At 61.9% G+C, this 13096-nt stretch carries 9 protein-coding genes; all 9 read left to right on the top strand.

Annotated features, from left to right (window positions below; all coding sequences use genetic code 11):
- Positions 1–15: 15 nt before the first annotated feature.
- Complete coding sequence (locus HQ354_RS22335) at positions 16–555, top strand: hypothetical protein (RefSeq protein WP_254303612.1); 540 nt, start codon at positions 16–18, stop codon at positions 553–555.
- Complete coding sequence (locus HQ354_RS22330) at positions 555–3704, top strand: helicase HerA domain-containing protein (protein ID WP_068430543.1); 3150 nt, start codon at positions 555–557, stop codon at positions 3702–3704. The genes HQ354_RS22335 and HQ354_RS22330 overlap by 1 nt, the downstream gene beginning before the upstream one ends.
- A 67-nt stretch (positions 3705–3771) precedes the next feature.
- Positions 3772–4440, top strand: coding sequence for an SIMPL domain-containing protein (locus HQ354_RS22325; protein ID WP_222635617.1), 669 nt, complete (start codon positions 3772–3774; stop codon positions 4438–4440).
- 154 nt (positions 4441–4594) lie between these two features.
- Positions 4595–5677 carry an ABC transporter substrate-binding protein gene (locus HQ354_RS22320; protein ID WP_167678407.1) on the top strand — a complete coding sequence of 361 codons (1083 nt, stop codon included), beginning with the start codon at positions 4595–4597 and terminating at the stop codon, positions 5675–5677.
- The gene (locus HQ354_RS22315; protein WP_222635616.1) at positions 5674–6456 is read left to right on the top strand and encodes an ABC transporter ATP-binding protein; all 783 of its coding nucleotides are present in this window, start codon (positions 5674–5676) and stop codon (positions 6454–6456) included. The genes HQ354_RS22320 and HQ354_RS22315 overlap by 4 nt, the downstream gene beginning before the upstream one ends.
- The gene (locus HQ354_RS22310) at positions 6449–7297 is read left to right on the top strand and encodes an ABC transporter permease (protein ID WP_084423921.1); all 849 of its coding nucleotides are present in this window, start codon (positions 6449–6451) and stop codon (positions 7295–7297) included. Before HQ354_RS22315 ends, HQ354_RS22310 begins: the two co-directional genes overlap by 8 nt.
- Positions 7298–7307: 10 nt before the next feature.
- Positions 7308–8630, top strand: coding sequence for an LLM class flavin-dependent oxidoreductase (locus tag HQ354_RS22305; protein WP_068430138.1), 1323 nt, complete (start codon positions 7308–7310; stop codon positions 8628–8630).
- A 10-nt stretch (positions 8631–8640) separates the two neighbouring features.
- A complete protein-coding gene (locus HQ354_RS22300; RefSeq protein ID WP_068430136.1) occupies positions 8641–9564 on the top strand; it encodes a TauD/TfdA family dioxygenase in 924 nt (307 codons plus the stop codon).
- 55 nt (positions 9565–9619) lie between these two features.
- Positions 9620–12877: a DEAD/DEAH box helicase gene (locus HQ354_RS22295; RefSeq protein WP_167678401.1), complete on the top strand. Its 3258-nt coding sequence runs from the start codon at positions 9620–9622 to the stop codon at positions 12875–12877.
- Positions 12878–13096 lie beyond the last annotated feature (219 nt).

Below are 13096 nucleotides of genomic sequence, written 5' to 3'. Positions count from 1 at the left end.
CTGAACCGACTTCGCTTGATCGAGACCGACACCAGCAAGAAGCCGATGGTTCACACACTGACCGACAAGGGCTGGGCCGAGTGTGCACGCGAACTGAAGAGCGGCCCTCCTCCCCGCGCGACCCCGCAGGCAAGGGGTCTCTATACGGTGCTCGCCGGGCTGCAGCGCTACCTGGACAAAGAGGATCTGCGGCTGTCGCACGTCTTCCGCGTCGAAACGCCTAGCGACGAGACGCCGTCCGTCCCAGCATCGGACACGCCTGTTCGGCCCGTCGCGGTGACACCAGCGGCTGAAGTCGACATCGAGGCGGGCGTTCGCAAGGCCTATTCGAACCTCGCCTCGCGTGAGGGCGCATGGGTGACGCTCGCTGACATCCGTTCCGAGCTCGCACATATTCCGAGAGCCAAGCTGGATCGAGAACTCGGCGAGATGAAGAGGTCGGCCGACGTAACTTTCATCGCTCAGGAAAATCAGAAAGAACTCACCGATTCTGTGCGAGGCGCCGCCATTACCATCGCCGGACGACCAGTACACCTGATAGCAATCGAGGGATGATGAAGGATCTCGAACGGAAAGCCCTGAGATCGATTCGACTCAACTGGGCTCCCACTCCGGACGACGTCTGGAAGTCGCAGTCGGAGTTGCACGCTCACTCGCTGCACGACTCTGCGTTGAACTTCATCATGGAAGCTTTCGACGATGCTGACGCCAGCCCCGACGCCAGCCCGATCGGTGTCGCCCTGCGCGGTACCGCAGGCTCGGGAAAGACCCACCTACTCGGTCAGGTACGCGAACGGGTGCAGGCAAGCGGCGGCTACTTCTTCCTGATCGGTCTACTCGATTCGACGACCTTCTGGCAGACCACTCTCGTCGGCATGCTGGATGATCTGACACGCCCCGCCCCTGAACAGGACACACAACTCAAGCTGTTTCTCTGGCGTCTGGCCTCGACTGCACGCGTCTCGCGAGCAGAACGCCGGGCAATCATCGGCGAAGACAAACTGACACCGGAAACGCTCGACAGGTTCGTCGCTGCGGTCCATACCGTGCACACACGTCTGATCAACCAGAGTCAGTCAACTCTACGAGCTCTGGTCCTCTACGCCGCGACCGAACTGAACGTCCTGGACATCGGCAACGCATTCCTGCAGTCGATCGAGGAGGTGGCAGTCGGAAGTCGGGAGAAGTGGGGAATTCAGCAGAGTGTGCTCACTCCCCAACAGGTAGTGCGCGATATTTCGAGGTTGCTCGCGGCAACGGGTCCTGCGGTACTGGCGGTGGATCAGATCGATACCCTTCTGGCGCAGTCACGATCTTCGACGGATGCGCAGGGTACCGCTGACATGTCGGACGACCTCGTGCTGGAGCAGGTCGCGCACGGGTTGATGGCGCTCCGCGAAAATCTCGGACGCACAGCCTCGGTCGTCGCGTGTCTGCCCTCCGTTTGGGAATTGATCCAGTCGCGCGCGACCGCTAGCGTTGCGGACCGCTTTCGAGTCACGCAGACGATCACAGGCCTCGACAAAGGCTCGATTGCAGAAGAGATCCTGGAGAAGCGGTTCACGCCGAAATACACAGCAGCCGGATTCGAGCCTCCGTACCCGACGTGGCCCGTGTCGCGCGCTGCCTTCGCGACCGCTGAGGGGATCACTCCTCGGCAACTGATGATCAACGTAGACAAACACATTCGGCGTTGCCTGGAGACCGGCGAGGTCGTCGAGATGACGAATTTGGTTGGCGACCAGGTAACGCTGCCGCCACCCGATGACAACGAATCGGAACTGAAACTACTCGACGAACGCTACGAGGAGTTTCGCAAGTCCGCGGTCACCAATCTGCCCACGAGCCCGAAGTTCGAGGACAAACTCGTACCACCGCTTCTGCACGCAGGCCTGACGTCCTGGATCAAGGAACTAGGGGACATCGGCGACGCGTTCAGTCTCGACAATCTCCCGAGCGCCAAGCCTGCGCTGCACGCCCGACTTCGGCAGAAGTTGGATCCCGCGACAGAAGACGAGCAGCATTGGGCATTCCGTGCGATCGCGTCGGAGAACGCTGTGGCAGTGCTGAACAGACTGCGTGCAGCGTGCACCACGGCGGGACTGCACACGGGAATCTCACGCCGGCGCCTGTTCATCGTGCGCAACGCCGCATGGTCGTCGGGCCCCAAAACGGCGCAGGCAGTCAACGACTTCGAGCAAGCGGGCGGTCGAACCCTGTCGATCTCCGAAGAGGATCTCGCGTCACTGTCGGCCCTGAAAGACATGGTCGACGAGGCGTCACCCTTACTCGACTCGTGGTTGGCCACCCGTCGCCCCGCGCACGACATCAAGGTCCTCGTCGACGCGATCGACGACTCCCCGGCGACCGGCTCCGGCCTGTTCCCTATCGATGACACCGGCTCGACGGACGAAAATGGCGGCGAGGCGTCGCCGGAGGCGGAGACACCAGTGGAGATCGACCCGCGCATGGTCCCGTTGGGCGCGAAGCTGGACCGGAACGGGCATCTTGGAATCGACCTCGAAGCCCTACGCAAACACACCGCGATCTTCGCCGGATCCGGTTCGGGCAAAACAGTTCTCATCAGGCGGTTGGTCGAGGAATGCGCACTTCGCGGCGTGTCCGCAATCGTGTTGGATCCCAACAACGACCTTGCACGTCTCGGTATCGCGTGGCCGACGCCTCCCCCTCACTGGGACAGTGCCGAGGTCAGCCGGGCCGCCGAATACCATCGGAACACAGAGGTGATCGTGTGGACGCCTCGTCGTTCCGCTGGACGTCCGATCAGCTTCCAACCTCTGCCGGACTTCGCAAGCGTGAAGGACTTCCCGGACGAGTTCGCGGAGGCACTGGACTCAGCCGTCGCAACACTCGCGCCGCGGGCACTTGTTTCCGGCAAGACATCGAAGGCGATGCAGGCGAAAGCTGTTCTGAAGCAAGCGTTGGAACATTTCGGCCAGAACTCGGGCAGCAACCTTGTGCAGTTCATCGATCTTCTCTCCGAATTACCCGATTACATAAGCGATCTGGAGAACTCGGAGAAGATCGCTGCAGATATTGCACAGAATCTGCGGGCGTCGATGGTCAACGACCCGATGTTCGGCGGCGAAGGTACGCCCATGGATCCAGGCCTGCTGCTGACTCCGTCGCCCGACAAGCGTGCGCGCATCTCGGTGATCAGCATGGTCGGCCTCCCGTCCGACGAGCAGCGTCAGAGCTTCGTGAACCAGTTACAGATGGCACTCTTCGCGTGGATCAAGAAGAACCCCGCCGGTGAGAAGCCGCTGGGCGGTCTGTTCGTGATGGACGAGGCGCAGACCCTGGCTCCATCCGGGGCTTTGACGGCATGCACGCAAAGCACTTTGGCACTTGCCTCGCAGGCCCGAAAGTACGGACTGGGGTTGGTCTTCGCCACACAAGCCCCCAAGGGCCTGAACAACCGGATTCCGGGTAACGCCGCCACCCAGTTCTTCGGATTCTTGAACAGTCCGGTGCAGATCGATGCCGCACAGGAAATGGCACGCGCGAAGGGCAGTTCGGCGACCGATATCGGAAGGCTCAAGACGGGACAGTTCTACGCCGCGGTCGAGGGCGAAGGATTCAACAAGATTCAAGCCCCACTTTGCCTGAGCTACCACCCCAAGAGTCCGCTGACCACCGAGGAAGTCATCGATCTGGCCCACAAGCCGATACCCGGACGCTGAATGCACGGGTGGTGATCGGCGCGCGAACATCCGACCACCGGTCACCACCTGTGCCACACTCGAACGCATGGACTCGCATCCACTCGAGATCACGGTCGTCGGGCGAGGTCAGGCGACGTTCACGCCGGAACGCTGCACGGTGTCGCTCGTCGTCAGGACCGACGGCCGTTCCGCCGAGGCAGCGGCCGAGCCGGCCCACCGGCTGGTGAAAGACCTGACAGGACTGATCGACCCGCTGTTCAACGAGACGTCGGGTCCCATCGACACATGGGCGCTCGATCAAGTGCGCCATTCGCGCAGGCTCCCGTTCAACCAGGACGGCGAGCAGCTTCCCTACGTCTATCAGGCAGTCGCAACGATCGAAGTGCAGTTCAGTCAGATCGACGTCATCGATGCGTTCGTCTACGCCGTGTCGGCGCTCGACGGCGTCGACGTCGGTCGTTTCGACTGGGCTCTGACCGAACAGAGCGCGTTGGAGAAGACCCGCTTCGTCCGCACCCTCGCGGTACAGGACGCCGTCGAGAAGGCGGAAGTGTATGCGCAGAGCGTCGGACGCACCGCCATCACCGCACTGGCGATCGCCGATCCTGGACTTCTCGGTGTAGCGGCCGCCACCCACTCCGACTACGCACTTGCGTCGCGCGCTTATGTGGGCGGGGCGGACGACGGGTTCGAGTTGAAGCCGCAGGACATCGTCATTCACGCCGAGGTACACGCCCGGTTCTCCGCGAGCTGAGGCCTGCGCGACGGCTCTGCGCCGTTGCGCCGCCGCATGCGTTCGACGCACGACCGACCACGACCATGACGGAACGGCGGCCGTCACGACACCCTTCGACTCGAGCTGATTCTGACTCTGGACCGGTACCGGACGCATCCGTACCTTCGTCACAATGTCAGGAAACACGCTGTATCGCAGACTGATCCGCACACTCGCCGCGGTCAGCGCTTTGTTGATGTCTGTATCACTGGCCACAAGCTGTGCGGGCTCGTCCGAACCGGAGAAGACGCTCGACGGCCGAACCGTCCTGCGGTATCAGGGATCGACCGGACAGGTCACGTTTCCCGAACTCGCCGAGAACCTCGGATATTTCGACCGGATAGCGCTGAACTGGGTAGGTGACACCACCAGCGGACCGCAGGACATCCAGTCCGCCGCGACAGGTGACACCGAGTTCGGCGGTGCGTTCAACGGTGCAATCGTCAAACTCGCGGCCGCGAATTCTCCTATCCAGTCGGTACTTTCGTATTACGGCGCCGACAAGGAGACGTTCAACGGATTCTACGTTCTCGACGACAGCCCGATCCGATCGGCACGAGATCTCATCGGCAAGAAGGTCGCGATGAACACATTCGGCGCGCACGCGGAGTTCGTCATCAGAGAATGGCTGGCACAGCAGGGACTGTCGAAAGACGAGATAGCACAGGTCGAATTGACTGTCGTCCCGCCGGTGAACACCGAACAAGCACTACGGCAAGGCCAGATCGACGTCGGAACCCTCGGATCGGTCTTCCGACAGACGGCCGTCCAACGAGGTGGTTTGCGCGAACTCTTCACCGACGAATCCCTGTACGGAACCTTCTCGTACGGAACCTACGTTCTGAGAAAGGATTTCATCGCAAAGAACAAGGACGACGTCGCCGACTTCGTCCAAGGTGTCGCCCGCGCGATCCGATGGACACAGACCGTTCCGCGCGACGAGGTGATCGCACGCTACAAGGACATCATCACCAATCGGGGACGCAACGAGAACCCCGATCTGGTCGATTACTGGCGCAGCTCGAGCGTCGCGCCGGGCGGCGTGATCGCCGACAAGGAGTTCCAGATCTGGATCGACTGGCTGAAGCGCAACGAGGACCTCGGCGACGACATACAACCGTCCGATATCTACACCAACGAATTCAATCCGTATTCAAACGGTACCTACCCACCGAACAGCGACTCCGACGGTCGGGCGTTGCAGGAGGCGAAATGACCATTCCGAAACTGACTTTGGACGGCGTCACCAAGCAATTCGACGCTCGTGGCGAACACGAGAAGTTCACGGCAATCGACGACATCACTCTCGACGTCGCGCCAGGCGAATTCCTCGTTCTGGTCGGGCCGAGCGGTTGCGGCAAATCGACCTTGCTGGACCTTCTCGGCGGCCTCAGCGATCCGACGCGTGGACGAATTCTGCTCGACGGCAACCCGATCCAGGGTCCCGGTCTCGATCGCGGCATCGTCTTCCAACAATACGCGCTACTCCCCTGGCGTACTGCGAGACACAACATCGAATTCGGTCTGGAAGCAAAGGGACTACCGAAGAACGAGCGCCGCGCCGTCGCGCAGCATTACCTCGAACTCGTGGGTCTCGACGCCTTCGCCGACCGCTATCCACACGAGTTGTCCGGCGGCATGAAGCAACGCGTCGCAATCGCACGCAGCCTCGCGTTCGATCCCGAAGTCCTCCTGATGGACGAGCCGTTCGCCGCGCTCGACGCCCAGACGCGCGAATCGCTGCAGGACGAACTGCTCCGCATATGGAAGGCAACCGGCAAGACGATCGTCTTCATCACGCATGGCATCGACGAGGCAATCTACCTGGGCCAACGCGTCGCCGTTCTGACGTCACGGCCAGGCCGAATCAAAACCGTCGTCGACGACGTCCGTTCCGACGCGCAGTTCCGATCGTTGCGCCACCACATCTGGACGCTGCTTCACGGTGAAGTCGAGCGTGCACAGTCCGTCGAACTCGAGGTGTCCCATGGTTGATCTCAAGCCCACGCCGACGAAAGTCGTTCGTACAGAGCCGATTGCCGCAGAGTCGGCTGTGCCGTCATTGCATCGACAGGGCGCGTCGGTGGTGTGGCGCATCGTCAAGCCGTTGATCGCCATCGCGGCCTTTCTGGCCCTGTGGGAGCTCGCACCCCGATTCGGCCTCGTCGACGAGGTCTTTCTTCCGCCCTTCTCGGTCGTCGCCGAAGCGTTCGTCGAACTCGTCGTCAACGGGCAACTGTGGGAACATCTGTCCGCCAGTTTGTCTCGTGCGCTGACAGGTTTCGCCATTGCCATCCTCGTGGCCGTTCCTCTCGGCGTCGCGATCGCGTGGTACAAACCCGTGGCCGAGTTCCTCGGCCCGATCCTCGAACTGTTCAGAAACACAGCGGCGCTGGCTCTCTTGCCGGTGTTCATTCTGATCCTGGGTATCGGTGAGACTTCGAAGATCTCACTCGTTCTGTACGCCAGCACATTCCCGATTCTGCTCAACACCATCTCGGGTGTGCGCACCGTCGACCCGTTGCTCATCAAATCGGCTCGGTCGCTGGGTTTCTCACCGCTGAGGCTGTTCCAGAAGGTCGTGTTGCCCGCAGCGGTACCGACGATCTTCACCGGGGTCCGGATGGCAGCCGCGTCGTCGATCCTCGTTCTGATCGCCGCCGAGATGGTCGGCGCAAAAGCGGGTCTGGGGTACCTGATCACAGCGTCGCAGCTGAACTTCCAGATCCCGAACATGTATGCCGGCATCCTCGCGATCTCACTCGTCGGACTGACGTTCAACGGTCTCATCGTCGCCGTCGAGCGGCGCATCTCGCGCTGGCGCCCGACTCACTGAAAGGGAAGTCATGACCGAACGAAAACAGCTTCACCTCAATGCATTTCTGATGGGTGTCGGGCATCACGAAGCCGCGTGGCGCCACCCTCGTACCGACGCACACAAGGTGCTCGACGTCGAACATTTCCAAGACCTCGCACGGTTGGCCGAGCGCGGTAAGCTCGATTCGGTGTTCTTCGCCGACAACCTCGCTACTGGGCCTCGGGTGAAGAACAACGCACCGGCGATCTTCGAGCCGATCACGTTGCTGACGGCGATGGCCACCGTGACGAGTCATGTCGGACTGATCGCGACGGCATCGACCGGTTACAACGAACCTTTCACTCTCGCTCGCAAGTTCACGTCGCTCGACCACATCAGTGGCGGACGCGCCGGTTGGAACATCGTCACCTCGGGAGGCGTCGACGAAGCAGCCAACTTCGGCTACGACGAAGTCCCCGATCACGCGGGGCGTTATGATCGCGCAGCCGAATTCGTAGACGTGGCAACGGCACTGTGGAACAGTTGGGAACCGGATGCGTTGGTGCTCGACGAGGAAACCGGCACCTTCGCCGACGCCGACAAGGTCCGGACGATCGACCACGTCGGCGATCGATTCGCAGTCCGTGGCCCGCTGAATTCCCCTCGGTCCGTTCAGGGTCGACCTCTGCTGGTGCAGGCCGGCTCGTCGGAGAGCGGAAAGAACTTCGCTGCGCGGTATGCCGAAGCCGTCTTCACGGCACAACGGACGCTGGTCGAAGGTCAGCAGTTCTACAGTGACCTTAAAGCCCGATTGGCCTCGTACGGCCGCGGGGCCGACGACCTGAAGGTGCTCCCCGGCATCGTCCCGTACCTCGCGTCGACGGAGGCCGAAGCACGTGCGCTCGAGGCCGAGTTCACCGATCTCATATCGCCGGAATACTCTCTGCGACAGCTGTCGTGGATGCTCGGTACCGATCTCAGCGCCCATTCCCTCGACGAACCGCTGCCGACGCTGCCCCCGATCGAGAACATCCGCGGCAACAAGAGCCGCTACCAACTCGTGAAGAACCTGGCCGAATCAGGGAACCTCACCGTCCGTCAGTTGATCGGGCTTCTGGGTGGCGGACGCGGCCACCGCACGTTCACAGGAACACCGGAGCAGCTGGCCGACGAGTTGGAACTGTGGTTCGACGGCGGAGCGGCGGACGGATTCAACATCATGCCACCGTTCCTGCCCGGCGGCCTCGAGCTCTTCGTCGACCACGTCGTGCCGATTCTGCAGCGCAGGGGGCTGTTCCGCACCGATTACACCGAAAAGACACTCCGAGGTCATTACGGTCTCACTCCGCTCGCGTCTCCGACGTCCGTCTGAAAGGGATTACATGTCAACCACGTTCGCGATACCGACCACCGAGCAGGTCCAGGTCGTCAAACTCGGACAACACATCGGAGCCCGAATCGACGGTGTCGCCCTCGGGGCCGACCTCGACGCGTCGACCATCGATCTCGTTCAGCACGCTCTCGCCGAGCACAAGGTCGTCTTCTTTCGCGGCCAGCATCACCTCGACGACGAATCGCAACACGCATTCGCCGAACTTCTCGGTACGCCCACCACCCCGCACCCGACGGTCACGTCCCGCGGCGTCAAGACGCTCGCCATCGACTCGGAGTACGGCAAAGCCAACAGCTGGCACTCGGACGTCACCTTCGTCGATCGCATCCCGAAAGCGTCGATTCTGCGTGCGGTCTCACTCCCGGACTATGGCGGGACGACGACGTGGGCCTCCACGACGGCTGCCTACAACGCCCTTCCGGATTCGCTGAAGGCGCTCGCCGAGAACCTGTGGGCAGTGCACAGCAACGTGTACGACTACGCCGCAACATCGGCCTCACGGATCGCCGACGAGAAGACCACCGAGTACCGCAAGGAGTTCCAGTCGACGTACTACGAGACGGAGCACCCCGTCGTACGGGTCCATCCCGTCACCGGCGAGAAGACGCTCCTGCTCGGGCATTTCGTCAAGAACTTCGTCGGGCTGGGCACCGCGGAGTCACGAGCGATCTTCGACGTTCTTCAGGCGCGTATCACCGAACTGGAGCACACCACGCGGTGGTCGTGGCAGCTCGGCGACGTGGCGATCTGGGACAACCGCGCAACGCAGCACTATGCCGTCGCGGACTACGACGACCAGTACCGACGCCTGGAACGGATCACGCTGGCCGGAGATGTTCCTGTCAGCGTCCGTGGAGAACGCAGCCGTGTGATCGAAGGGGACGCGTCGCATTACTCGATCATCGAGGACTGAAACAGCGGGTCCCTCGACCCGAATCTGTCGGTGGGTAGTTCTATCTTCTGCGGCCATGACGATCCCAGCGATGGACGACCTCGATTTCGACGCTCTCGAAGTTCGCTTCGGCAGCGCAGTATTTGCACGCGGAACCCAGTACTTCGACGAGGGCCGAGTCGGGTACGTCGAATGGAACGAAGCGGCTTCGACGCTGACAGCATCGGTGCGTGGCAATCGTGCGACGCCGTACGCGACGTCGATATCGGTGGGCATCGAAGCGGGTCGTATGTGCAGCGTCGACTACGGACGATGCAACTGCCCCGTCGTCTTCAACTGCAAGCACATCGTCGCGACGCTCCTTCGAGCCCGCGCCGACGGTCGAACGACCGCGCGAGCCACGCACGGACTTCCGATCGTCGGCCACTGGTCGCAGGCGCTGGCCCCGATTCGTCGCGTCGGAGAAGAACGGCGGCAACGCGGATTCGGGCTCCAACTGGGAGTACAGCCGTCGAGCGGGCGATCCGATGCAGTCGGATTGTTCGCTCGGCCGGTTCGTTTCGACAGTCGCGGAGCGTGGTTCACCAGAGGTGTCTCGTGGTCGTCACTGTCCGCGACCTCCGACCATCGGCTCGAACGACAGAGCGAGATTCTGCGAGAGCTGCACGCGCTGTCCAGAGTTCGTGCGCACGTCGTGATCCGGCATTTCTACGAGGCTCACGACGCGTCACTCGTCGATTTGTCCGAGGTACCAGGTCGCGTGTTGTGGAGTCTGCTCGACGAGGCACGCGATGCCGGTGTCACGTTGGTCCATACCCGGCGCGAACTCGGTGAAATTCCCTGGCCGGGGACCGCGGCGTTCGTCGTCGACATCACGGGCGACGACATCGGCACTCTCACACTCCAGGGACGCGTCACCGTCGACGACGAGACCATTCCGTCCGAGAGACGACGGTTCGTCGGTTCCGACAACGCGGGGATCGTCTATTGGGACGCCGGATCCGACTACACCAATAACGGCTTTCGCCTGGCTGCTCTCTCCCAGTCCGTTCCTGCGGCACTGAGGCGGGTGTCGAACTCGTCTCTGCCCCTGACCATTCCGGTAGCCGACCGCACCGACTTCGCGGTGAACTACCTCCCAGCGCTCGAACGCGACAGTACGATCGTTTCCTCTGACGCGTCGTACACCCCACCGGTATTTGCCGGTCCGGACCTGCACATCACTGTCACCCATATCGGCGGTAGCCGACTGACCATCAGCGCACTGTGGCGTTACTACCTGGACGACCGTGAGTTCGACTACGCCGCCGACGTACTCGGCGCCGGCGACGGCCTTCGAGACGCGGCGTCGGAAATTGCAGTGCTACGTTCCGTGCTCGATCTGTTCGGCAGGAACGATTCGAGCCCGGGTTTGTTCACGCCGTTCACCGTCGCAGACACCGAGGCTGCGCTCTTCGTCGTCGACGTCCTGCCGCAGCTCGATGGGTACGACAACGTGCACGTGTCGACGATCGGTGACGTTCCCGACTTCGAGGACGTGAGCGACGACGTCGGCGTGGCCGTGTCGACCGAAGCACTGACCAACGACAACGATTGGTTCGACCTCGGAGTCGTCGTCACCGTCGACGGGACCGACATTGCGTTCGCGAGTGTCCTTACCGCGATCACGCGCGGCGCCACACACATGCTGTTGGACGACGGCCGATTCTTCTCCCTCGCCCGGCCATCGCTCGAGAAGCTGCGTCGGCTCGTCCAGGAGGCGCGTGACCTGCAGGACGATCCCGAAGGGCCATTGCGGATCAGCAGATATCAAGCATCGCTGTGGGAGGAGCTCGCCGAAATCGGTGAGGTGACGCGTCAGGCCGACGCGTGGCGTCAACAAGTCGCCGCTCTGCTACAGCTCGACTCGGTCCCGGCTCAAGACCCGCCTCCAGGTCTCGACGCCGTCCTTCGTCCCTATCAGGTCGACGGCTACTCCTGGCTGTCGTTTCTGTGGACCCACGGTCTCGGGGGCATCCTCGCCGACGACATGGGACTCGGAAAGACGGTGCAGACACTTGCCATGATCGTCGACGCCAAGGAGAAGGGTGCGTTGAGGGCACCACTGGTCATCGTGGCGCCGACAAGCGTCGTACACAACTGGGCACGGGAAGCAGCAAGGTTCGCACCCTGCCTCACTGTGGCGACGGTCGCAGAGACCCGAACGCGACGGCGATTCTCCGTCGCCGAGATCGCGGCAGGCGTCGATGTCGTGGTCACGTCGTACACGGTGTTTCGACTCGACTTCGACGACTTCGACGCTGTCGCTTGGTCCGGACTCGTCCTCGACGAGGCGCAGTACGTGAAGAACCACAAGGGCAAGACCTACCACTGCGCACGACGGCTCTCGGCGAACTTCAAACTCGCCATCACCGGAACTCCTATGGAAAACAACCTCATGGAGCTGTGGGCGCTGTTGTCGATCACCGCACCCGGATTGTTCCCGTCACCGAACCGCTTCATCGAGCACTACCGAACACCGATCGAGAGGAGCGGCAACGTCGACGTTCTGAACACTCTCAGGCGGCGTATCAAGCCTCTCGTCCTCAGACGGACGAAAGAAATTGTCGCTCAGGACCTTCCGCCGAAGCAGGAACAGATCATCGACGTCGACCTTCATCCCCGCCATCGCAAGGTGTACGAGACACGACTCGCCAGGGAGCGGCAGAAGATACTCGGTTTGCTCGACGACTTCGAGCGTAACCGCGTCATCATTCTGCGTTCGCTGACCATTCTGCGGCAGTTGAGCCTCGACGCATCCCTCGTCGACGACACGCATGCCGACATCCCCAGCGCCAAGATCGACGAGTTGGTCACCCAGCTGCGCGACGTCGTCGACGGCGGTCACCGCGCGCTCGTCTTCAGCCAGTTCACCCGTTTCCTCGGGCGTATCCGAGAAAGGTTGGAGGATGAAGGAATCGAACTGGTCTACCTCGACGGAACGACCCGCAACAGGGCCGACGTCGTCGAACGCTTCACATCAGGAGACGCTCCAGTCTTCCTGATCAGTCTCAAGGCCGGTGGGGTCGGATTGACGCTCACCGAGGCCGACTACTGCTTCATCATGGATCCGTGGTGGAACCCCGCCACCGAGGCGCAAGCAGTGGACCGAGCTCACCGAATCGGCCAGACCCGAACGGTATTCGTCAATCGATACGTCGCGCGAAACACGATCGAAGAAAAGGTCATGGATCTGAAGGAGCGGAAAGCGAAGCTCTCCGCCAGCGTCCTGGACGACGGCGGCGCGTTCTCCGGGAGTCTCAGCGCGGACGATATCCGCGGGCTGTTCGAGTGAATCAGCTTGCGCATGGATGGTCCGTGGCAGCGGGTAGACGGGGTGGGTGGTTCATTCATGCTGTTAGCCGGCGGGGTGTTCGCGTGAATGGCGCATTCATACGATCTGTCAGCGTGGATGGTTCATTGATGCCGTTCGCCGGCAGGTTTTGTGTTTGGGTGTGGAATACAGAACACCCCGCAACCGTGGGTTGCGGGGTGTTCTGTGATGTTGTGCACG

The organism is Rhodococcus sp. BP-261 (genome assembly GCF_019835205.1).
GTDB lineage: Bacteria > Actinomycetota > Actinomycetes > Mycobacteriales > Mycobacteriaceae > Rhodococcoides > Rhodococcoides kyotonensis_B.
The sequence above is the reverse complement of the archived record's forward strand: the minus strand, read 5'-3'. Positions and strand labels throughout refer to the sequence as shown.